Annotated in this window: 22 protein-coding genes; 7 read left to right on the plus strand and 15 right to left on the minus strand. The window is 42.9% G+C overall.

Annotated features, from left to right (window positions below; genetic code table 11):
* Nucleotides 1-11 precede the first annotated feature (11 nt).
* From EHS13_RS27355 to EHS13_RS27385, 7 genes are all read left to right on the plus strand, one after another.
* Nucleotides 12-1,856, plus strand: a complete 1,845-nt coding sequence (locus tag EHS13_RS27355; RefSeq protein WP_162463276.1) for a sensor histidine kinase — start codon at nt 12-14, stop codon at nt 1,854-1,856.
* Complete coding sequence (locus EHS13_RS27360) at nt 1,849-3,462, plus strand: response regulator transcription factor (RefSeq protein WP_155703424.1); 1,614 nt, start codon at nt 1,849-1,851, stop codon at nt 3,460-3,462. Before EHS13_RS27355 ends, EHS13_RS27360 begins: the two co-directional genes overlap by 8 nt.
* A gap of 117 nt (nt 3,463-3,579) precedes the next feature.
* Nucleotides 3,580-4,962, plus strand: a complete 1,383-nt coding sequence (locus EHS13_RS27365; protein WP_155703425.1) for an ABC transporter substrate-binding protein — start codon at nt 3,580-3,582, stop codon at nt 4,960-4,962.
* A 57-nt stretch (nt 4,963-5,019) separates the two neighbouring features.
* Entirely contained in the window at nt 5,020-5,892 is an 873-nt protein-coding gene (locus EHS13_RS27370) for a carbohydrate ABC transporter permease (RefSeq protein ID WP_162463277.1), read from the plus strand.
* Between the two features lie 2 nt (nt 5,893-5,894).
* The gene (locus EHS13_RS27375) at nt 5,895-6,725 is read left to right on the plus strand and encodes a carbohydrate ABC transporter permease (RefSeq protein WP_155703427.1); all 831 of its coding nucleotides are present in this window, start codon (nt 5,895-5,897) and stop codon (nt 6,723-6,725) included.
* 28 nt (nt 6,726-6,753) lie between these two features.
* Nucleotides 6,754-7,728, plus strand: coding sequence for a glycoside hydrolase family protein (locus EHS13_RS27380; RefSeq protein ID WP_155703428.1), 975 nt, complete (start codon nt 6,754-6,756; stop codon nt 7,726-7,728).
* A 19-nt stretch (nt 7,729-7,747) separates the two neighbouring features.
* The gene (locus EHS13_RS27385) at nt 7,748-9,655 is read left to right on the plus strand and encodes an alpha-L-rhamnosidase-related protein (RefSeq protein ID WP_155703429.1); all 1,908 of its coding nucleotides are present in this window, start codon (nt 7,748-7,750) and stop codon (nt 9,653-9,655) included.
* 85 nt (nt 9,656-9,740) lie between these two features.
* On the opposite strand, the gene EHS13_RS27390 is transcribed toward EHS13_RS27385, so the two are convergent.
* The 15 genes from EHS13_RS27390 to EHS13_RS27460 all read right to left on the minus strand — a co-directional run bounded on the left by EHS13_RS27390 (nt 9,741) and on the right by EHS13_RS27460 (nt 23,668).
* Nucleotides 9,741-10,472, minus strand: coding sequence for an MBL fold metallo-hydrolase (locus EHS13_RS27390; RefSeq protein WP_155703430.1), 732 nt, complete (start codon nt 10,470-10,472; stop codon nt 9,741-9,743).
* Nucleotides 10,473-10,964 carry a pantetheine-phosphate adenylyltransferase gene (gene coaD, locus EHS13_RS27395; protein ID WP_155703431.1) on the minus strand — a complete coding sequence of 164 codons (492 nt, stop codon included), beginning with the start codon at nt 10,962-10,964 and terminating at the stop codon, nt 10,473-10,475.
* A 21-nt stretch (nt 10,965-10,985) separates the two neighbouring features.
* Nucleotides 10,986-11,465 (minus strand): hypothetical protein, encoded by a 480-nt coding sequence (locus tag EHS13_RS27400; protein ID WP_155703432.1) that lies wholly within the window; start codon nt 11,463-11,465, stop codon nt 10,986-10,988.
* Nucleotides 11,466-11,482: 17 nt separating this feature from the next.
* Nucleotides 11,483-11,809 carry a hypothetical protein gene (locus EHS13_RS27405; protein WP_155703433.1) on the minus strand — a complete coding sequence of 109 codons (327 nt, stop codon included), beginning with the start codon at nt 11,807-11,809 and terminating at the stop codon, nt 11,483-11,485.
* A gap of 65 nt (nt 11,810-11,874) precedes the next feature.
* The gene (locus EHS13_RS27410; RefSeq protein ID WP_155703434.1) at nt 11,875-13,680 is read right to left on the minus strand and encodes a PAS domain S-box protein; all 1,806 of its coding nucleotides are present in this window, start codon (nt 13,678-13,680) and stop codon (nt 11,875-11,877) included.
* A 119-nt stretch (nt 13,681-13,799) separates the two neighbouring features.
* Entirely contained in the window at nt 13,800-14,660 is an 861-nt protein-coding gene (locus EHS13_RS27415) for a fumarylacetoacetate hydrolase family protein (protein ID WP_155703435.1), read from the minus strand.
* Between the two features lie 23 nt (nt 14,661-14,683).
* On the minus strand, nt 14,684-15,859 hold the full coding sequence (locus EHS13_RS27420) for an amidase (protein WP_155703436.1): 1,176 nt from the start codon (nt 15,857-15,859) through the stop codon (nt 14,684-14,686).
* 38 nt (nt 15,860-15,897) lie between these two features.
* Nucleotides 15,898-16,329 carry a cupin domain-containing protein gene (locus EHS13_RS27425; RefSeq protein ID WP_155703437.1) on the minus strand — a complete coding sequence of 144 codons (432 nt, stop codon included), beginning with the start codon at nt 16,327-16,329 and terminating at the stop codon, nt 15,898-15,900.
* Entirely contained in the window at nt 16,295-17,107 is an 813-nt protein-coding gene (locus EHS13_RS27430; protein WP_155703438.1) for a cysteine hydrolase family protein, read from the minus strand. Before EHS13_RS27430 ends, EHS13_RS27425 begins: the two co-directional genes overlap by 35 nt.
* Nucleotides 17,108-17,134: 27 nt before the next feature.
* Nucleotides 17,135-18,496 carry an amidohydrolase family protein gene (locus EHS13_RS27435; RefSeq protein ID WP_155703439.1) on the minus strand — a complete coding sequence of 454 codons (1,362 nt, stop codon included), beginning with the start codon at nt 18,494-18,496 and terminating at the stop codon, nt 17,135-17,137.
* A gap of 118 nt (nt 18,497-18,614) precedes the next feature.
* The gene (locus EHS13_RS27440; RefSeq protein WP_155703440.1) at nt 18,615-19,694 is read right to left on the minus strand and encodes an ABC transporter substrate-binding protein; all 1,080 of its coding nucleotides are present in this window, start codon (nt 19,692-19,694) and stop codon (nt 18,615-18,617) included.
* A 74-nt stretch (nt 19,695-19,768) separates the two neighbouring features.
* Nucleotides 19,769-20,668: an ABC transporter permease gene (locus EHS13_RS27445; RefSeq protein WP_155703441.1), complete on the minus strand. Its 900-nt coding sequence runs from the start codon at nt 20,666-20,668 to the stop codon at nt 19,769-19,771.
* 24 nt (nt 20,669-20,692) lie between these two features.
* Nucleotides 20,693-22,021, minus strand: a complete 1,329-nt coding sequence (locus EHS13_RS27450; RefSeq protein ID WP_155703442.1) for an FAD-binding oxidoreductase — start codon at nt 22,019-22,021, stop codon at nt 20,693-20,695.
* Nucleotides 22,022-22,035: 14 nt separating this feature from the next.
* Nucleotides 22,036-22,845 carry an ABC transporter ATP-binding protein gene (locus tag EHS13_RS27455; protein WP_155703443.1) on the minus strand — a complete coding sequence of 270 codons (810 nt, stop codon included), beginning with the start codon at nt 22,843-22,845 and terminating at the stop codon, nt 22,036-22,038.
* A 4-nt stretch (nt 22,846-22,849) separates the two neighbouring features.
* On the minus strand, nt 22,850-23,668 hold the full coding sequence (locus EHS13_RS27460; protein WP_155703444.1) for a creatininase family protein: 819 nt from the start codon (nt 23,666-23,668) through the stop codon (nt 22,850-22,852).
* Nucleotides 23,669-23,679 lie beyond the last annotated feature (11 nt).

Consider the following 23,679-nt stretch of genomic DNA (forward strand, 5'->3'; position numbering starts at 1 on the left):
GGAGCATTAACATGAAGTCTATAGCATATATAACTGATTACTATCGGCGTATAAAAAGTCAAAGCAATAAAATTGTCTCCAAATTATTCGTTACCTACTTTATTATTATCCTGATTGCCATCATCAGCACTGGGATAACCTCGTATAATTACGCAAGCAAATCGATTGAGAAAAAAGTAATGAGCGCAAGCACCGAGGTCGTAGCACAAATCCAAAAAAACCTTGATCTTAATTTGGTGCAAATCCGCAATACCATTATCATGCCTTATTACAATGAGAATCTGTTGAATGGTTTGGATGATTATAAGGAGATGAACGAAGCGCAGCAAGCCTCTTACGAACGGATGCTGTATGATTTCTTTTCCCGCAGCTATTATGTACCCAAAAGGCCTGATATCGTAGATGTATTCATGTTTAATGAAGTTGGTGACCCCCTGTTCTCCTCTAAAAAAGTAAACCCAGACAGCTTAAAGCAGCTATATAATTACGGTTCATGGCTACAAAGAACAATTGATTACGATGGCCGTGTATATTTTGAAAGCGCTTATCCGGATATGGTGAGTGATGAGAAGCGGATGCTTTTTTCGGCTTCCATCCTGGTCAAGGGATTTGGTACGCAAGGTGTAGTCAAGGCAGAGTATAATTTCAGCGCCATAACCGATATATTCAAGGATTTCGATATGGGAAAAGGCAGCAAGCTTGTGCTCGTGGATGAAGACGGCAAAATCATATATTCAACGGGAGACGATCCCATTACCAGCGAGTTTAATCCGGAGATAAACCTTCAATTATCAGAAGCCAAGGGTAGCTTATGGCTTGATTATGGCAGCAATAAGAACCTGATCGCCTACACTAAGCTAACCATGTCCGACTGGAAAGTCATTTCCATTGTGCCGGAAGCCGAGGTTTTCGATGCCTCGATTCATATTCGAAATGCTACCATAATCATAGCAACGGTCGCGCTTTTGGTAACCTCTATCCTCTCACTGCTTTTTGCTTCTTGGATCACTAAGCCGATTTTAAAAATATTTAAATCTGTCGAAAAAGTTAAGCTAGGCGATCTGGATGTACGCATTAACTGGAAAAGAACCGACGAGCTTGGCAAAATAGCCTTGAATTTTAATACGATGGTTGAGGAAATTGATAACTTGATTAAATCCAAATACATCTATCAAATTAAGCTCAAAGAGGCTGAAATCAACTTTTTGCAATCGCAAATCAATCCGCATTTTTTATATAATACCCTTTACACAATAAAGGCCAAGGCCGATTATCATCAAAACCGCGATATCTCAGCGATGGTCACTTCTCTGGCGGAGATGTTCCGCTACAGCATTAAAAACCCTAACGGTTTCGTCACCGTTGACCGTGAGGTCGGCAACATAATCGATTATCTGACGATCCAGAAAGAAAGATTTGGCGAAAAAATCGACTATGAAATTGTAATCGGAGATGAAGTCAGGAGTGAAATCATCCTCAAGCTTATTATGCAGCCAATCGTCGAAAATGCAGTTTACCATGGGCTAGAGCGTAAGAAAGGTAAAGGCTTGGTGCTCATCGAAGGGACCATGGACCAGGAGCATCTCTATATTACGATCACGGACGATGGTGTTGGAATGGATCAGGAAAGTTTGGACAAGCTTCGATACTCGTTGAAGGAAAGTGAAAAAGATCTCTCATTCGATCAAAGCATTGGGCTGATTAATGTCCATACTCGTTTAGTGTTGTGTTATGGAAACGAATACGGGCTGAGAATCGAAAGCCATAAAAATCTAGGCTCAAAAGTGATGATAAGAATTCCCAGGGATCATGCGGCTATTAAGAACAATATCAACGGGGGGATAACAAATGTTTAAGGTGCTGGTAGTGGATGACGAGCTTTGGATTCGTCGGGGGATTATTCAATCCATAGAGTGGAAGAGCTTGGGACTTGAGCTTGTCGGAGAAGCAGCCGATGGAGATGAAGCTTTTGAAATGGCCCATATGCTAAAGCCGGATATCATTATTATGGATATGCGTATGCCAGGAATGGATGGCGTTGAGCTGCTCAGAGCATTAAATCAGAGTACACCAGATGCAGTAATTCTGGTATGCAGCGGATTTAGTGATTTCGAATACACGAGGGAAGCTATTGTCAATCGCGCTTTCGACTACTTATTGAAGCCAATTAAAGATGATGATATGAATCAGGCAATAACAAGAGCCATCAGCGAAGTGGAACGAAGAAGACTAGTCCATGAGAAAGAAAGCCATGTTTCCGCCAGCTTCGTCATGTCCAAAACAGCCTTGTTGAAAGAAGTAATTTATAGCGAACGCGAAATCAGCTCTGTTCATTATTCAGACGAAATGTTCAAAAACTTATTGGATGCAAATCGCAAAGCAATCTGTGTTTGCTATGTTGAACCAGTCGAAAAGCAGACAGACATTAAACCTGACCACGGGCAGCTAACTAACTATCTCAAGGAAAAAATTATGCTTCATCTGTCAGAGCTAGGGATTGTGCATGAAACGATCGTTAATCTCGCGGAAAACGAAGTGGTTATTCTACTGTATGGCGACGAAGATCTGATGCGCAAAAGCTCTTTGAAGTCCACCATCCAGAAGCTGTTGCAAGAGACAGCCAGTGGCTGCTCTGTGAAGATCAGCGCAGGAATAAGTGAGATATTGCAGAAAGGCAGCTCCTTTCAACCCAATAAATTGTATAAGGAAGCTAGCAAAGCTCTCCGAATGAAACGAATATCCGATGAGGCTGCAGTTATTTTCTATGAACCTAAATTTGCTATTGACTTGCCAAACGGTTATCCCGCTGAGAAAGAGAATAATTTATTGTATTTATTGACGATGGGAAACACAAAAGAAGCAGGTAATGTTTTTGATGAGATGTTCAATAGTGTTCTGAAAGAAAATCGCACGGTATATGAGATGCAGAAGGATCTAATCATTCTTGTCGGTTCCATCGAAAAAATTCTTCATTCTGCGGGTAGTGGTTTGGAAACAATATGCGGCAGAAGCTATGACCTGTTAATCCGCGAAATTACATCGTTAATGGATGGTCTTGCGGCTTCAGCTCTTGTTGGCAGCTTGATCGACAAAGCTGGAGCTTATTTCAATCAAATTAACAAGAAAGATGGAAAAAAGGTAATCGTCGACATCATCAAGGACCTTATGGAGCATTACTCGGAACAAATTTCACTTAATCACTATGCAAGAAAATACCACCTTAACCCGGATTACCTGAGCCGGTTATTTAAAGAGGAATCGCACAAGAATTTTATTGATTATGTGAAGGAAATCAGGGTAGAAAGAGCTAAAGCTTTGTTAATTAAGGATGTGAACCGGAATTATGAAATAGCAGAGATGGTCGGGTACGACGACTACAGGTATTTCAGCCAGGTATTCAAGAAAATGACGGGAATGACGCTCAGTGAGTACCGCGAGAAATTCAAGCAAGTAATCAAGTAAGAAATTCAAACACGAATGAGTAAGATTAGCGAATATGAAACAAACCTAATTTTATATAAAATATGATTTAGAAACGTAAATGAAAACGTTTACTTATGTAATCTAGGGGGAACTACGATGAAGACCAGCTTCAAATCAATTACGCTTATCACCCTATTATCTATCTCACTCCTCTCGTTGTCCGCTTGCGGAAGCAGCTCTAACAACGAACAAGCCTCCTCAGCGCCACAAGCAACCGTGGCTGAGAAAGCTGCAACGGAAGCACCGGCAACAGAAGCGCCAGCAACCGCAACACCTGAACCGAAAAAAGACCCTGTAACTCTTTCCTTCGCTATGAGCGGTGATGTTCCGCTTACCGGAGTCGAGGAAATCTTCAAGAACTTTGAAGCAAAGACAGGCAATAAAGTTGAGATTCTAGGATTGCCAGACTATGCAAATGTGATCAAAGCAAGACTTGCGACTAAAGATTATCCGGACGTGTTCTGGTATTATCCGGGTACAGGCGATTTCTCCGTATTCAAGCCAGATGAAAATTTCGCTGATTTATCTAATGAAGCCTATGTTAGCGACATTACGGATTCCCAGAAAAACTTTCAAACGCTTGATGGCAAGCTTTACGGGATGCCTTGGGGTGCTTCAACAACAATGTCCATTTATTACAACAAAGAAGTATTTACTAAATTAAGCTTAGCTCCTCCTAAGAACTATGCGGATTTTCTGGCTATATGTGAAACCATTAAAGCCGCTGGCATTACGCCAATTCAGACTGCTGTCAAAGATGGCTGGCCAGAGCAAGTCTACTTCCTGGCGAGCTGGGAAACCTTCGTTGACCCGGCCATTGGCAAGGAAGGTATTGATAAGCTGAATAAAAACGAGTTGAAAATCAAGGATATTCCCCAGGTTAAGGATATTTTCACAAGAGAGCTTGAACTGAAAACCAAAGGATATTTTCCTAAGAACCTGCTGTCCACTACTTATGATATGCAAGCGGAAGCTGTTATGACGGGCAAAGCTGCAATGATGATCGAAGGCGATTGGGTTCTAGCCGATGTGCAGAAGAAATTCGGCGATGCCGGCTTGGATAAACTAGGTGCATTCCCAATCCCCTCCGATACGGATACAGGAACAGTTGTACTCTACCCGCCAGGCCAAGTCATTGTTGCCAAGAACAACAAAAATGCAGATGTAGCCAAAGAGCTGCTTGCTTTCATGTCGACACCCGAATCACTGGCTATCTGGTACGGGAAAAATCCCGGCATGCCCGTATTCAAAAGCGCTATGGAGACTGCAAAACTCTCAGCTCCGCAGAAGGACATGTTAAATTACCAGAATACCAGTAAATCAGAAATTAACGTGCAGTTTAGACTTTTACCTACCTTTACCGATTTCGATAAAATCTCGCAGCAATTTATTATCAGCGGAAATGTAGATGAAGCCGTTAATATGCTGGATAAAAACTACCAAAGATCTGGAAAAGACAAGAAACTAGCTGGATTCTAAATTATAGAGAAATTAAAAGGCGGAGGTTCTCCTCCGTCTTTGTTTTAGGAGATGAGCATGAACAAAAACCTGAAATACCCCATAATCTTTGCTCTACCCGCTTTAATTATCTATTTCGTCATGTTCATCGCCCCTTCCTTAGGCAGCTTTTACTATAGCCTGACCGATTGGAATCTGGGAGCAGCTAGTGTTTCCTTTATCGGGCTGCAGAATTTCAAGGATATGTTCGAGGATTCTGTCCTTATAATAGCTTTTAAGAACACTCTGATTTTTGCAGTTATCGTGACGGTCATGCAGAACATAATTGGCTTTGGGCTGGCTCTCGCCTTGAATGAAAAGCTATTTCTCAAGACTACTTTAAGAACGATTTATTTTCTGCCCATCGTCATTAGTCCGCTGCTTGTCGGTTATATCTTTGGCGCGATTTATCATCCCGAATTCGGTATTCTCAATCAATTTCTCCATGCTATAGGCTTACATGGACTTGCTGAGGATTGGCTTAACGATCCGCAAATCGCCTTGTATTCAATCATTGGGACTGAATTATGGCGTGTATCCGGTTTTGCGATGATTATTTATCTGGCTGGGCTGCAGATGGTGCCAAGTGATTGCATCGAGCAGTCCAAAATAGATGGAGCCAACTATTGGAAACGGTTAAGACATGTAATTTTTCCGCTTATCGCTCAATCGTTCACGGTTAACTTCATCCTCTCACTGATTGGCTGCCTCAAGGTGTTCGATATTGTTTTCGCCTTAACCAAAGGCGGACCAGGCTTCACAACGGAGGTATTCAATACTTATATCCTGAGAGCCTTCGGTCGAGGTGCATTGGGTTATTCCACGGCTGCTAATCTGGTGTTATTCTTCCTGATAACCTGTATTGCCATGGTGTTATTATACTTTCTAAGAAAAAGAGAGGTGGAGATGTAATCGTGAAGACTTTTAAAACCGGCTCGCTCCCACTTCTCCTAATTAATATTGCTTTATGTACAATTGCCTTAATCGTACTGATTCCATTGTTCATGATTCTGATTAACTCACTGAAGGATACGCGCGAAGCAGCCATGTTCTCGATGAAGCTGCCCTCTGTCTGGAAATTTAGCAATTATGCGACTGTATTTGAGAAAGGCAAGCTCTTAAACGGCTATAAGAACAGTATTAATATCTCTTTAGCAGTTGTGCTGTTCATTAACCTCTTTGGCTCTATGGCGGCTTTTATTATTCAACGGAACACCAAACAAATTGCCAAATGGATTTATTTCGCTTTTATCATCGGAATGATTATCCCAGCTTCCATAATTCCGACTATCAAAGTGATGCAGCAGCTGCATATTAACAATACACTTATAGGCATTATCTTTTATTACACGGCAACTGGATTGCCTTTTGCTGTATTTCTGCTGGCTGGCTTTATGAAAACGATACCCAAGGAATTGGATGAAGCCGCAATTGTCGATGGAAGCAGTTCGTTTACGATTTACTCGCGCATTGTACTTCCACTCTTGCGAACCGTTCTTGTAACAGTATCCATCATTACTGTAATGGGTGTGTGGAATGATTTCACCGGTCCATTCTATCTGTTAACCAAGAGCAAGGATTGGACTGTCGTCATCTCTGTCTTTAACTTTAAAAGCACATACGTAACTGACTGGGGACTCGTCTTCGCAGATATGACCCTTGTCATCACTCCGATCATCATCCTGTATTTCCTACTGCAAAAGCATATAGTAGAGGGTTTGACAGCAGGCGCATTCAAAGGCTGATAACCAATAAAGGAGAGATACAGCCTATATGATAACCATACTAAATCAACATGAGAAACCAGTCTTGTTCAAAGGCGTTGCAGGTACAGAGAATAACCAATTTGGCTTTGAAGGCGGGACTATCGTCAAGCTCGATGGTGTATACCATTTATTTACCTCTGAGATGGTCGGCATGCCGATGTGGGTCAAGATGCGGTTGGCACATTGGATTAGCGACGACCGCCTGCATTTCAGACGGCAATCCACCCTGTTCGAATCCAGCGGAAATTATGATGGTACTGATCCGCGTGCCGCTTTTTGGTCGCCGATGCCGGTCTATGATGAGCTTGAAGGCAGATGGAGTCTTACTTATATTGCTTACCGTTGCGCACCTGATGCACCAGATCGAATGCTCATTAATCATGAAGGAAAGATATGGAGAGCCGTATCTGCCGTTTTAGGCGAGGCAGGAATCGGGGGCCCTTATGAGGATGCAGGGATTCTCATGCAGCCCGGAGTAGATTCCGATCCATGGGAAGGCTTGCAGGGAACAGATTCCTTCTACCCCTACCCAGTTGGCGATTCATGGTATGCCTTCTATGGCAGCGCGCATACGCAGAAGTTCCCGATTGACTGGTGGGGAGTCGGACTAGCCTCCGCTCCCGAGCTAGCGGGTCCGTGGCAACGATGCTCATCCATTAATCCCGTATTGATCGATGACAAATTTGTGGAGAATCCTATGGTCAGGCAATTGGAGGATGGGAGCTATATCGCCTGGTTCGATGGCGGCCCTGAAGATCTCGGCTGCAGAGGCACGATTGGTTATTCCTTATCTGCGGATGGGATTAACTGGTCCAAAGGGAATTATGTTTGGCTTGATTCTGCAAAAATGGACTGGCAGAAGCTAATGCGCACACCGCTTTGTTTCATTCCCGAAGGGGACGGTGTTTACACACTTTATTATACGGCCATGGATCATTCCGGATATGGCTGTATCGGGCTGCTTGATTTGAAGCTTAGCTGACTAATGAGGAGAGATTTCGATGAGAAGCGGCTTTATTTCAGTAAAATTTTTGAAGCTTGAATCCAATGACGGAATAGTTGAAAATAGTCAAAATATGCTTTCCAGGGAAGTGGACTGGACGTTGCTTTCGTTTGAAAACGGTACAGCTTCACCGACCATCTGGCTGGATTTCGGCAACAAAGTCACTGGCTTTCTATATGTGGAATTGGAGGACAGCAGCAGCGGCAGCTTGGTTTATGAATATGGCCCTACACTGGATTCTATGTTTTATCGAAAAACAATGCCAATGCCAGCGAATAACGTGCTTACACTGGACGGCTCTTTTGTCGCTTTGCGTTATTTGAAATTGAGCCTTGCATCAGAATCGCCATTTCCTTATTCATGCTTTGCGAAGATTCGAAGAATCGGAATCCGCGATTCCTCCTATCCAGCTCTCTACAAAGGCGGCTTTGAATCAGACGTTCCGTTGTGGAATGATATCTGGCAGGCAGGAGCGTATACCGTTCAATTATGCATGCAGCCAAGTGAATATTCCTATGCCTTTGACTACACTTTGACGTCTGAGAAGAAAGCATTTGTCCGCGATTGGCGCAACCCCTATTCCAAATATGTCATATGGGACGGGCCTAGACGGGACAGGGAAGCCTGGATTGGCGACGTGCGAACGGAAGCGCTCCTGATTTATTCCGCTTTTGGTGCCTATGAAGTCGCCAAGAGCACACTCGCTCTATTCTATGATTTGCAGAATACAGCGGGAATCGTTCCTGGCAGCGCCACATCCGGCCAGGATTTTAAAGAATATAACCTCTGGTGGCTCGCCTCGGTTTGGGAATGCTATCTATTCTCAGGTGATAAAGCCTTTCTGGCTTATATCTACCCTGGAATTCGCCGCTTACTGGAATGGATCTTCTATAGTGTCGATGATAGAGGCTTTCTATACAATGACAAAGGCTGGATGTGGACTTTTCCGAGACAAGGCTACAATGGTGCGACGCAATGTGTGCTCTATTTCGCACTCGAATGTGCGGAGAAGCTTGAGCTCACGATGGATAATACAGAAAGTGCTGAAGCTTGCAGAGTACTGCGGGAAGAGATCAAACGTAATATTAACGCAGAGTTTTGGGATGAAGCCAAAGGCGTCTATTTCGATACCATTCATTTGGCTAATCTCCAGACATTCGTTCCCAGCGACATCAATTGCTATGCGACCGTTTTTGGAATTGCAGATACCGCGCGGACGGAACGCGTTCTGGACTACTTGAAGAACAACATGTGGAACGAATTCGGTTCGACGACCATCGATAAAAAGATCCGCAATGTCGTTTTCACTCCAGAGCATAAAAAGCAGCTCGCCATGTACTTCGGTGAAGTGAAGGATGAGGATGCCGAGTCTATTCTTTGGACGCACAACAAGCAAATTTGGCCTTTTATCGTGGCTTATGAAGTTGAAGCGAATTTTATCGCCGGACGTACGGAAGATGCTTTTGCGCTTATAGAAGCTTGCTGGGGAAATATGCTGGGGCAGGATCCGGGAACGTTCTGGGAATTCGTCGATGCGGAAAGCGGTGAGTTCAGCACCAATATTATCATGCCTGGAAGCCGCCACGATATTATGGGCAGCGCCTGCCATGGCTGGTCTGGCTGGGTAGCGTACCTGATGCAGGCTTATGTCCTGGGTATCAAACCCTCGAAGGCTGGTTTTGCAGAAATCATCATTTCTCCTCAGCTAGGAGTCTTGCGCAAGGTTAGTGGGAGCCTTCCTACTCCTCACGGAATTATCAAGCTGAGTATTGAAATGGATGAAGCTCGATTGCAGCTTTCATTGGATTGTCCAGATGAGGTGGCTGTTCATTATGAAATTTCAGCCAGCATGCTCTCCGGCAGAACCTTGGAAATCGTTCGCAATAAGCAACGTATAATAGTATAAAACTTACACTTAGGTAGGAGATTGGCTAGATTTTATAGCAATCTCCTGCCTTTACTTTGCAGGCACTTCGACATAGCTGCTTAGCTCACTCCATTACAATTTCCATCCCGCAGTAAGCTAGCGCTATTGGACCTGGATAGATTTCGCCAACCTCGTCTGCTAAACTAGCCTGCTCCCCAAAATGCGGCAGATGGGTTAGATATACTTTGCCAATGTTGGCTTTCAAAGCAAGCGTACCCACATCCGTTGTGTTCATGTGGCCATACTTTTTAGCTTCAAATGATTTATAAAAAGAGGTTTCAGCTATCACAACATCTGCATTGGCACAAAACTGCACCAAAGAATCATCATAAAAAGTATCAGCCGTATAAACAAATGTTCTATTCGCGAATTCGAGCTTTACTGCCAGGCAATAAACTCCGTGAAAGGTTTGGAAGAATGAAAATTGAAGCTCATTAATACTCAAAGCTTCACCAACAGCAATACGCCGAATTTCTGTTCCGCTCATTGCTTTGTATTGATTATTGTTCGACTCGTCCGCCATATAGATAGGCAGAATGGATGTGCGATTTCCTAAATCCGTATCAATCAAACAGGCGTATTGCAAGCACCCCAAATCAGCAATATGATCGAAATGGGTATGCGAAATAATAACAGCTGTAACTTCACTCAGCTGAATATGTTTCTGTAATTGCGCTAAAACTCCGCTTCCGCAGTCAATTAGAATCTTCTCATCTTCATGCTCAAGCAAATAACCTGCTGTAGCTTCACCAGCTTTGGGATAAGCCCCCCATGGACCTAGTACGGTTATCTTCATTCATATCCCCCTGACTTCATAACATATTGCTGTTTCATAAGCTTCTTTAACCATATAATTAATCGCAAGCTCATATTTATTGGATTGAAAAAACATTCTAACCAGGGAACTATTTGTTTGAATATGCTGAGTATACGGCGACAGATAAACCGTCTCGGCAATGGTTGTGTTGCGGATATATTGTTCTAATTGCAGCTCGTAATCTAAATCTGTCGCATTTCGGATCCCTCTAATAACTACATCAATATTATGGGCATTGATATAATCCGCAACTACACCTTCATAAGGTACGATTATGATGCGTTCAAGGTACTCGGCGGATATTGACTTTTCAACTAATTTTGTTCTTTGCTCAAGGTTAAAAAGATGCTTTTTTGACCTATTATTGGCTACTACAATATGTATGCTCTCGAACATTCGCAAAGCTCTTTGAATGACGGATACATGGCCAAGAGTAATCGGGTCAAAGCTGCCTGCGTAAACTGCTTTCATAGCTATTCACATCTCCTTCGCTCATAAGCAACTCTTAATAATCCTTAACCCATCTTCAATCACTTTGGTTAATTCGAGCCGTTCTGTTTTATCCCAAATAGGAGCATTTAAGCTGTTGCCCGCTTCTTTGCTAGGTAATTGGCTGCCAATAAACAGCTTATCATAAACACCAGTGAGAATTTTAGTTGTATGATCTCCATAAAAGCTGAACTCAGAGGAATGCGCAAGATCCGTAACTACGTTCCAGAACATCAGAAATTCCTCACAATCAATCTCGGCTGGTTCTTCCAACCAATGAGTAAATCCGTCCACAAAAAGCACAGTTGTTTCCTCTGCTATCATGAGGTTCTGCGAAACTACGTAAGAAATAAGCGCACTCATACTGCTAAAATGCTTTATTTTATCCGCATCCATAATAAATCCATCTACAGAATCCGAATACCAAATACAACAATAGGACTGATTTTCTACTATAAACGTAAAAGGAAAATACGCGCGCATCGGTTTAATCACCTCGATTAAAGCTCTATTTTCGCCAATTCCTCTAATGCTTGCTGGTAGGAGGCTTGATCTTCTGCAGAGTCAGGCTGCAACGCCTTTATTTGAAGAGCGTTAATTAGAATAGGCAAAGCATGAGCCAGAACAGCCTGCTTCATTTCCTGATTAATTACGGAAGCATAAATTTTATCATTATCTTCCACTGAGGTGGAACCAACACTCCACTCACATTCTCCAGCCGTGTTAATAACAACGAAAAGCACAAAAACTTGCTCAGGATCCACATCCAAATATATTTCTTCCACACTAAATATGCCTTGATTAACTTTAAGCGTTACTCGTTCCATGGGTTCACTCCGTTTCATCTCATTCTATATTATAGCCAGTATCTCTTAAAAAGAAAAAGCATCTGTTAAATAGGCAATATAATCTCCACGGTAGTCCCTTGATTTAGCTGACTCTCAATCGTCAATTTCCCCTTATGTTCTTCCACTATGCTATGGCAAATCATCAGTCCCAAGCCCGTTCCATGCTCCTTCATCGTAAAGAAGGGTTCACCAATTTTTAGTAATTGATCTTCCGTGATTCCATTCCCTTGATCCTTAATCCGAATCATTGCTTGTTCATCCTCTAGATTAATAACTTGAATTTGGACTATACCCCCATTAGGCATGGACTCAATCGCATTCTTCAAGACGTTCATCAACACCTGTTTGATTTTAATTTGATCGCAGGTCACATTTTTCATTTTATAATCCATATCACATTGAATTTGTACGGCACAGAGATGAGCTTGCGGCTCCATAAACCGAACTACATTTTCTACAAGCGTCGGCAGCTTCGTTTTTTTAAAGTTGCTTTTATGTGGTTTGGCCATACTCATAAATTCATTGACAATTTGCTCAATTTTTTCTAATTCATCTGTCATGATTTGAATAAAATGCTTTTGATTCTCTGGGGTTTTTAATAGCTTTGTAAATCCCTTTAACGAAGTTAATGGGTTTCTAATTTCATGGGCAATCCCTGCAGCCAGTTGACCAATAATCGATAGTTTCTCTGACTTCAGTACCATTTCTTCTGTTTTTTTACGTTCTGTCAAATCATGAATCACCGTTTGAATGGTCGGGGATCCCATTTGCTGATGAACATAAACAGATGAAACTTCGGCGTCAAACAATGTCCCGTCCACACGCAGCAGCTTAAACTCAATAAAGTCCAAATAATCATCACTTCGGACCACAGAGTTAATTCTATCTGACATTTGGGCGTGATTGTAAGGTGCGATGAAATCATAAATCGAACGGCCAATAAAATCTTGAATACCACTGCCTCCAAGCGATTTTATACCGATATCATTAACAAACTGAATGATGTCTTTTCTATGTAGAATGATTGGCACGGGTGAAAGCTTTAACAATCGTCTGTATTGCAGCTCACGCTCTTCAAGCTGAACCTCGACCTTCTTCTGCTCTGTTATATCTCTGAATAATAATTGTACGGACATTTGATTCTGAAATTTAATCGGCACTGCTTTGACCAAAACATCAATGATCTGCCCATTAATCCCGACTAATTTCTTCTCCCATGCTTCACTAGGCTTATCATTGTCCTTTAATGTTTTATCCAACTGAATCAATGCTTGAAGATGCTCTGGATGGACATAATTGAATACAAATTGACCAATTAATGCCTGTGGATCTTGGATACCTACAAGTTTTGCAGCTGCAGGGTTGGCAAAAACAATCTTCAAGTCTCGATAAACAACGATGCCTTCAGGAGATTCCTCGACTAATACCCGATATCTTTCTTCGCTTTCTTTCAAGGCGTCTTCCGTCTTCTTTCTTTCTGTGATATCTCTTTCGAGAATCACAAAGGCTACAATGGTACCGTTCTCATCTCTCATGGGTGAAATAGACACATCCGCATAAAAAGTGCTTCCATCTTTGCGTAATTTAATTAATTCAAGATTTGTCAGCTGTTCTCCCTCTGTAATACGTTGATAAATCTGGTGCGCATTAGCTTTAAATTCTTCCGGTATCATAGGCAGGATTTGGCCAATCAATTCTTCTCGTGTCCACCCATGCAATTCCTCGAATTTATGATTAACCTCTAGAACACGTCCCGTGGGGTCAACAACAACAATTCCGTCCGATGTTAAATTAATAAATGAGTCTACTAAACGCTGGGTCCGCTCTCCGGCCCCCCATGATTTCATCATTTTTAACCCTCCGATGTGAATACTCTGTTATTGTTATTCACCGAGGAAAAGCCAATACCTTTTTCCAAACAAAAAAGACCCCCGCGGAGTCAGTTTTAGCATGAAATAAGTTAATAACCCTAACTCATTACTGGGTTTTGTAGAGTTTCAAATCCATCAATTCGACAAGCAACCATATCACCTTCACGGATTAGAGATGAGCCAGGCGTGCCTGTCATGATAATATCACCAGGAAGAAGCGTCATCATATCCGAGAAGTATGAAACAATAAATGGCAGTTTATAAATCATGTTGGAAATGGCATTGCTATAAATAACGTCTCCATTGAGAACCGTTTCGATTGCCAAAGCATCCATTTCCAAGCATTCGTCCAAGGTAACTAAATGAGGGCCAAAGCTGAAAAAAGTATCAAAGCACTTAGATCTCCCCAAAAAACGCGGGTTTTTAGCATGGATATCCTGCGCTGTCATATCTAGTGTAGGAACATAACCTGCTACTACACTCATTGCTTCTGATTCGGGTACATCTTTACAAACCTTGCCGATCACAAGACCAAGCTCCGCTTCGGCAGTCACTCTATTAGATATAGCAGGAAGCATAATGTACTCATTAGGACCAATTAAAGTCGTATCCGGCTTCATAAAACAAATCGGCTCCATATTAGGTGGGCTTGAAGCTAAATCCTCAGCCTTTTGCCAATAGTTCATCCCAATTCCCCATATTTTACGCGGGAATCGATATGGAGCGGCATATACGGCAGCTTCAAAAGGGATAGTATCCATTTGCTCGACTAGCCCTCTTCCACCATGCTGATACCAAACATTCAAGGCATCCAGTTCGTCATTTTGGAGTAAGCCGAACAGCTCCGTTGATCCTAACTGATAACCTGTTGTAGAGACGGTTTCAAGTAGAACAAACCCTTTATCCGTTACAATAACCCCTTTTTCTAAGCCATCTAATTTTAAAGTAGCCAGCTTCACAATGCAATTCTCCCTTCTTTCTGTCAAAATTCAAAAGCCGCCGCGTTGACCCACCTCAGTAATTTAAGATCCTGACCATGTCCCGCAATTATGGATATCCCCATGGGCATGCCATTTGAAGTCGTCAATGGTATTGTAATTTGCGGTAAGCCAGCCAAGCCCGCTATGCAAGAGAGCTGAAGTGTCCTTGTCCGCCGATTTTCTACTGCTTCACCAGATTGCTTGAGTAAGGGAGGGCTCCCAGGCGCAGTTGGAATAATAAGCAATCCATCCTCACCTAGTAAATCACTCATCCGCTTTCTAACTTCTTTTCTAAGTTCAGATGCGGCAGCACTATCTTCTTCACGCAAAGTGCTTGCCCAAGCAAAGCGCTCCGCAATCCCTGGTCCAAACGTCGGCTTCACCGTCTGAATCCACTCACCATGTGCGCGCCATATTTCCAAGCCCTGCAGAGTCCGGAATGCATTCATCCAAGCGGCTAAGCCTTGTGGAGCAAGATCCACCCATTCACAATGGCCAATCATTCGCTCAATCACAGGAAAAATCTCAAGTCCACTTGCCATACAATCTACATCCGCCAAAGCCCATGCATCATTTCCAATAAACATCCGCTTAAAGCCTTTATCATTCGGAGTAGGTTCATCCAATAACGCAAGACCAACATCCAATAATTGTTTAGGAACCCGAGCCATCCAGCCTACAGTATCGAAGCTTTCCGCCAAGGGAATGACGCCGTTCAAAGCTACAAGCCCATGGGTCGGACGAAAGCCATAAATACCGCAATAGGCAGCAGGAATACGAACAGATCCACCTGTATCGGTTCCCAATGCAAAATCAACCAGCCCCGCGGAAACTGCAACCGCTGATCCACTAGATGATCCTCCCGGAATACACTCCGGAGCTTGGGGATTAACTGGCGTGCCATAATGAAAGTTCTCGCCATTCAGACTGTACATAATTTCATCTGTTTGCGTAGTTCCTGTCAGTCTCGCTCCTTGAAAAAGCAGCCGCTGAATAGCTTCAGCGGTTTGCTTCGAGGGAGAATGCGAGTTTAACCAGTCCGGATTTCCCGCTCCAGATGTATAATTTTTAATCGCGAAGACATCCTTAACAGCAAAGGCTGCACCTTGCAATTTCCCGCTCCCAGTAGGCTCCAGAACTAGATCTTTTGCAACGAATGCTCCCCACTCTTTAGGCATATACAACCTCCTAGACACGAAATTTAGATATTTTACAGTTAGTTTTTAGCGATTCCTCTAAGCACTAGCAAATCAGCTTCATCCAAGCTGGCCTTCGGCCCTGATTTGATCAAATCCGTAAATTTCTCGTCAGGTATCATAGTCGTCAGCACGTAAAGTCGTCCAGTCCCGGTATTGCGAACTTGATGATTGGTTTGTGGAGGGACTACAAAAAATGATCCCACCTTGATCTCAATCTCTGCATCACCCATAACGGCGACACCTTCTCCAGCTATCACATAAAAATATTCAAAAGCACCTGAATGCTCGTTTGGCGGCGTTTGCCCATTCTCATCAAAAATTTCGATTACGGATACAAAAGGGACTAATGCTCCATCACACAATATCACGAATTTATTAGTGTCCTTGCTTGAAATCTTGTGCACAGGACAATCCTCAAAATGACCGACTATCGACCCTGGAATGCTCATTTACAATCTCCTCTCCCACTTGGGCGTTAATGGCTTCCAATAGAACGGAAGATGCTGCAACAAAACCATAACATTGCTGTACATTATAAAGCGTAGCTTCAATGCAATACGCAGGCGAAGTTGTCGCACAGCAGTCTTCGAGCAAAATCCCATCGTAGCCTAAGCATACGGAATCCTGTAAAGTGGCCATTACACACTGGTCTACATTTACTCCGGCAAATAATACAGTGTCCACCGATAAATTCCGCAGAATACTATCCAAAGGCGTATCCCAGAATCCACTCATTCGATATTTATCCACCTGAATATCAGAAGCTTCCACATGCAACCCCTCTACTAACGAGGCACCCCAGCTGCCTTTTTCCAGCACATGAGAACCATTGAACGGCAATGGCTCACCTATCCCAACCCCTTCGCCTGTCCCATTATATACATGCAAGACTGAAGGACTCAGATTTAAGCGATCCTCACGATTACCCCAATTGACCCAAATGACAGGAACATCTGCCTTTCGCAATTCCGGCAATAACATATTCAGCTTATTCACTGGGTTCTGCAGGACCTGATTGTCCACTCCAATATAATCCAACCAACCGCCTTTTGAACAAAAATCATTTTGCATATCGATCACAATAATGGCTGTATGCTGTAAATCAAAAGTAATTTTACGAGGTTCTGTCGATAAGGTTACTAGATTAGATTTCTTCCTTATGCGCTGCAAATCTACGCGATCCTTGGATACCTGCCAATAATTCTTGTTGTTTCCTAGTTGATACATATGTTCACCTCATTTATTGTAAAAGGTTTATTTGTTGAAAGAGACAATATCACAGGCTTGATCCCAATATTCGTTTAGCCGCGGCTCATTCCAATTCGTTTTTGGAGCTGCTATCCGCAGCCATTTCTGATTGCTGTAGACCCATCGTCTTTCTGGGAGCAGGGTGAATAATTCATCTGGTGAATGACTGTCCAGAACAACAAAATTCGCTGTTAAGCCTTGTTCAATTCCATAACCATCCATACCTAATATTGATGCTGGCACATCCGTAATCATTCGCAGCAATGTGCGTAAATCAGCTGGACTTCCCATATGGGCTGCATAGGCGGATATAAGTCCGATCTGAACTAAATCGCCTCTGCCAAACGGATGGAAGGGGTCATGAATGTTATCCGAAGCAATTGCGACTGGGACTCCCGCTTCCCATAATTGTTTTAAACGAGTAACACCCCGCCTAACCGGGAAGCTGTCCTGTCTGCCTTGAAGGTAAAGATTAACCGCGGGCAAAGAGACTGCCTTTAATCCAGAGCTCACCATGGCTTCAATTAAAGTAGATGCATCCTTATCCGGCATCGAGGCAAGTGAGCATAAATGATCGACGGTAACACGACCAGCTATATCATATTCTTTAGTAAGCTTGGCAATATACTCAACCGTACGAATCGAAGGATTATCATTTTCATCTGCGTGCAGATCAATTAAGCAATCCGCCTTCATCGCCATTTTAAAAATAAAATCGATTTGTTCTCTCGAATTAGCTGACATATGCGGAGCTCCGCCTATCCCGTCCACACCCATTCGCAATACCTCTTCCAGGATATCTAATCCAACTGCTGGCAGTGGATAAGAACACATCGGGATTAACTGCAATGTCATATAGGGAGCAAGCGTTTCTTTAACCTCTAATGCGGCTTCAATGGTATTCATCGCGATCTTCGCAGTCCCAGCTGTAGCAGCACTAAAATCAAGATGTGTGCGAATGTGTGTGGTTCCATAGGAAAGCGACTGTAGCGCTGACCGCATGATTCTAGCTTTAATCTCGGCTTTGGTGAAGCTGGGAGCCGCTTGCCCATAATTGATACAGGCCTCTTCCAAGGTTCCGCTCAGATTCCCGATTGTGGTCAGTGAAAAGGACTTATCCAAGTGCATGTGTGAATCCACAAAGCCCGGAAGCAGGATTTTTCCCTCAAGATCGAGTTGGTTATAGGTAGCGCCATTTTTTGAAGCATCAGACGGTAATTCATCTATGGAGACATAATCTTCATTACGCAAATATTCAGTTTGTTGTTGGATCCTTACCCATTTGCCGTTTTCTACTTCTAATTGGAATAGGCAATCTTCATTCACTAAAGGGAGTCGAGCATTATTAAATTTCAGCTTATTTTCCATGATCTAGCAGGCACCTCATTTTCATGGAATGAGCCAGGTTCTACGGAACAAGGTGCACAAATGCACCTTGTCTCGCGGAAACGGCTAAACGGATTGGATGGCAAACTATAATTTCAGCTTACTTCTTAGGTAAAAACTCAGTTGTATAGGCTTTTGTAATATCTTGCGGAGCTTTCAATAATTTAACTTCCACCAATTGAGTATTCATTGCTTCCCAACGCTCTTTCGTCATAATCCCAATTCCGCCGGTTGCAGCATCTCCACCGTTAATCAATGGAATTTGTGCTGCTGCACTATAATCCATTTTCTCTAGCGGCATATCTGGATTTCTTTCTTGGATCACTGGGTTAATTTCTTTTGGATTCGCGATATAATACTCCCAGCCTTTGATGGTTGCTTCAACGAAAGCTCTAACCTGATCTGGATGATTCTTAATCATATCCTCGGTAGTGTACATCAGGTTTCCATAAGGGCTAAAGCCAGAATCGGAATTCAATAGATATTCCGTTTCAATTCCTTGAATCTTCAAATCATAGGGCTCTGATGTAATGTAGCCTTGGACAACGGAAGTTTCATCACTCGCAAAGCTTGCAAGCTCGTAGTTGTATTTCATTTCTGTAACTTTGCCTAAGTCAAACTTTATCTTCATATATTCCCAATACCCAGCACCCGGGCTTACATAAACCTTGCGCCCGTTTAAATCTGCATAAGATTTAATGGCTTGGCCTTTGTGATAAATCAAGGCTTGCGGACTCTTCTGAAAAGTGCCCATAATCGCTACAATCGGAATTCCATTCTCACGGGCTAATAAAATTTCATCCGTTGACCCCATGCCGAATTGGACTTTACCTGAAGCAATAAGTGCTGATGCATTAATCCCAGGACCGCCGGAAGTAATGGTCATATCCAGACCTGCATCCTTATAAAAGCCTTTAGCCAATGCTGCATAGTTTCCGCCATGCTCAGGCTGAGCTACCCAGTTAGTGACCTGTGCAACCTTATATAGTTCCTTTGGTACGGGTGAAGCGGTCGCAGCTTCAGTTGGAGCAACAGAACTTGCGGGAGTCGTGCTGGTTACAGGACTTGCACTAACTTCCTCACTAGATGTGCTTTTCTCACCACAGCCTGCAATAAACATTACCAATACTAGCATAATTACAAAAGCGATTTGACCCACAGCTGAATTACGATTTTTCATGTTTCGTTCTCCCCATTCCTACTTATATTTTTATATTTGATAAAGCTTTGAAGCCTAGGTTGGGTGAAAAAGAATTAGCTTTCTGTTCTCATTTCCGATTCATGCCAGGAGCTTAACATCCACTTGGAGAAAGCATTAACGACTAGAAAGAATGCAATACCCAATGCCGAAGCCGCCAGCCCGCAAGCAAAAAGATAAGGAGTCTGCAAACGGCTTGCAGCAACTGTAATCGCGTAGCCCAAACCACCTCTTGAACCGCCAACACCTGCGACATATTCACCAACAATCGCGCCAATGACGGATAGGGAACAAGAAATTTTTAGACCGCCGACGATATAAGGAAGTGCAGCTGGGATTCGCAGCTTCCACATCACTTGAAGCTGTGAAGCGCCATACAGATGGAATAAATTTTTCATATTATGGTCCGTTGAATTCAAACCAATAATTGTATTGGATAGCATAGGGAAGAATGCGATAAGAAAAGTAATGACCACAATGGCGTAAAATCCAGGCCCAACCCAAATCACGATAATCGGAGCAATCGCAACAATCGGGATTGTTTGTAGAATAATCGCATAGGGATAAACAACTTTTTCAATCGTTTTGGAAAGTGCCAATAGCACAGCGGCGGTAATGCCAATAATGATACTGAAGAAAAAACCCAATAGTGATTCAAAAATAGTCGTTAATACGGAAGCTTTTAGATTAGGCCATTTGTCTATTGCAGCATGAAAAATATCGGAGGGCCTCGGAAAAATAAAGGTTCTGGTATCTAATAAAGCTAGTAAGAGCTCCCAACCGCCTATGAAAAAAATAAACATAAGAATGGGACCAATTGCCTTTAGCAAAAACTTAACAAGCAAACTTCTCGATCCGCTTATACCAGGATCCGCTTTTTGGGTCCAAGACTTTCTAATTTTTGCTGGTAAAATCTCATCTGCCATCATTCGCAAATATCTTTCATCCATTGCCATGGTCTTCTTCCTCCTTTCCTTCCATTAGATTTCGACTGCAATCTTTCCTGGATTTAAGAGTCCTAGAGGATCATTTTCCAGCTTTTTCTTCTGCATATTGTTTAATTTGCCTGCTGCTCCGCCTTTAAGCGTCCAAACATGAGGATCACTCACTGAAACTCCAATCGATTCAAAGAAACGGATGATTTCATAGAGTCTTGCTTCGTTTGTAAATCTGATTAGTGGAATAGATCCTGGAACAATCCGAACTCCCGAGCGCATCCATTCAAAATGAAGCAGCACTTCATCACCATATTCCGCTTTAATTTGCTGCATTTGGCTGATGAAATTCTCTGGTGAAAATCCAGCTTGGATATAGGTGATTGTAGGCTCAGCCTTGAGCGCCCAAAGTGTAGTATGATTCCAAGTAAAATCCGATAAGCCTAATACCTTGTGATAGAAAGCCGCTTCAATAACATGAGAAACTCTTCCTTTATATTTTGCAGCAAATAAGGTAAGTGAAGGTAAAGTGCCATCCTCTGTCTCGAGAAATACAACGTGCGCTCCTGGCTTTAAATGCTTGGCGAGCGGAACAAAAAAGGAAGGGATCGGCCATTCCATTGGAGTTAATAATCTTTTTGGAATAGTTTCGTTGTGTGCTAAGGCATGTGCAAAATGTAGCGAATCCTCTAAGCTTTCAAAAGAGACGATGCTTTGCACCCATTCCTTACTCGGACAAAGTCGAATAACGACCTCAGTAAGGATGCCTGTAGTGCCATAATTGTGAATATAATTGTGGAGCTCTGCACCGCGAATCACTAGTCTTTGCGGGTTTTCTTCCATGGTGTAAACGATGGCTTCAAGCACATTGTCGTCCCAAAGTGTTCCCCAAGAAATCGAGCCGATCCCGCCGGAGCCTCCACTAATAAATCCGCCAATTGTTGCTTTGACAAAGGTGCTTGGGTACATTCGCAGCTCTTGACCCTGCTCACGAACCTTTTTCTCAAGCACGCCCATCTTCATTCCGCACTGTACTCGCACGTAGCCGTCGCCTATCTCAACAACTTTATCCAAACCACTTACATCAAGCACAATTCCACCTTCAAGCGGAACCGCCTGACCATAGTTGCCTGTACCTGCTCCACGAACCGTAACAGGAATTTTCTGGCTATAGGCATAGGTTAATACTTGGTTAACCTCTTGTTCATTCGATGCAAGTACTATTCCTTCTGCAAGCTTGTGCTTCAGCTTGGGCTCGAGTATGGGTGAGTACCAATAATAATCCTTGGAGTATTTTTCGAGTGAAGCGGTATCCAGCAATAATTTGCTTTCACCTAGCAATTCTGCGATTTGCTCTTTCCATTCGTTTTTCATATGATGCCACCCTCCTAATGCTTAAGCGCATGAGATACTTCTCTAACAAACTCGCCGAATTGTGCTGCAGAACGAAAGGCTTCATTACGCGGATAAGGTTCCGGTAAAGCAATCGTACTGGAAACCTTCCCTGGCCTAGGCGTCATAACGACGACTCGAGTGGAGAGGAATACCGATTCAAACACATTATGCGTAATAAAAAGCACCGTCATTTTTGAATCCTTCTGCCAGATATTGAGCAGCTCTTCTTGCAGGGTTTGGCGGGTAATTTCATCCAGTGCACCAAACGGCTCATCCATAAGCAGCAGCTTAGGACGCTGTGCCAATGCTCTTGCTATCGAGACTCGCATTTTCATACCGCCTGACAGCTGCCTAGGCAACGCTTTTGTGTAATCCTTCAAGCCCACTAGCTCAAGCACACGTTCAGCTTCTTCATGTGTTTTCTTTTTTGATATTCCACGTATTTCTAAAGGCAAAGCCACATTATCTAACAGTGTTCGCCAAGGAAGTAAAGTATGATCTTGAAAAACAAAGGCAGTATCGCTTTGCTTAAGCGCTTGTTTAGGCGTCATATTGAGAATCTTTAGCTCACCTTGAGTTGGTTGTGTCAAGCCGGCAATTAAATTGAAAATAGTCGATTTCCCACAGCCTGACGGACCTACGAAGCAGACAAACTCACCTTCTTGAATCGTCAGATTCACATTCTGCAAAGCTACTGTACCATTCGGATATACCTTGCTAAGATTAGACATTTCTACAATTAGAGGGCTATCAATCGACGTATGACCTGTAGACAAAGTTGAAGTCGCCAGTGAATTGTTCATTTCATCATCTCCCGACCTTAAGGGATATCAAGCTTTTCATATCGAAGGCTGCGAACACTAGAAGGGCTTCTGCGAGAATTTTTGAGCCGCTTTCGATTAAAGCCGCCCCTTTCTCAGCTGTTGCAAGCGTCGCATCTCCACCAATTCCAGAAACAGAGACATCATCCATAATCCAAGCAAAGGTTTTATTCTTAAATGCCAGATAAGTCGATTCTGGAAAATTAATCAATTCGCTTGGCAATAAATCATCATGAACCCAATCTCTTTTTAACGCCATGATGATCGAGGTTTCCTCATCGCCTCCGTGAATGCCGGCTTTTTTCTCTTCAGGCGTAATAATACCTTCGCTTGTATTATGGGAGCCTGTATTTAAATTAAATACGGCCAAGCCCGTTGCGATTCTAATTTCTCTGCCCATCATGTTGAGAACATCTATGTTCCCTCCGTGTGTGTTATAGAAAGCCAGTTTTTGAAAGCCACTGCGTTTTAAGCTCATTGCGATATCCATAAGCACGGCCATTAAGGTTTGTGCCGATAAAGTAATCGTTCCTGGATGATTCATATGCTCTGTGCTTTTGCCATAAGGAAGTGCTGGCAGCAGCCAAATGTTCGCATCGTCAGGTAAATGATTGAAGGTTGCCGTGATGAAACCATCACCAATCAAGGTGTCTGTAAATATAGGCAAATGCGGCCCATGCTGCTCTGTTGCCCCAACTGGAAGGACTACCAATGCGGTTTCCTTCGGAATAGCCTCAACCTCTAGCTTGCTAAGTCTCGGTAAGAAATGAGTATCCCAAGCTTTTCCACTGTAACGCACTGTCATGACAGTCACTC

Source organism: Paenibacillus psychroresistens (assembly GCF_009728935.1).
GTDB classification, from domain to species: Bacteria; Bacillota; Bacilli; order Paenibacillales; family NBRC-103111; genus Paenibacillus_AC; species Paenibacillus_AC psychroresistens.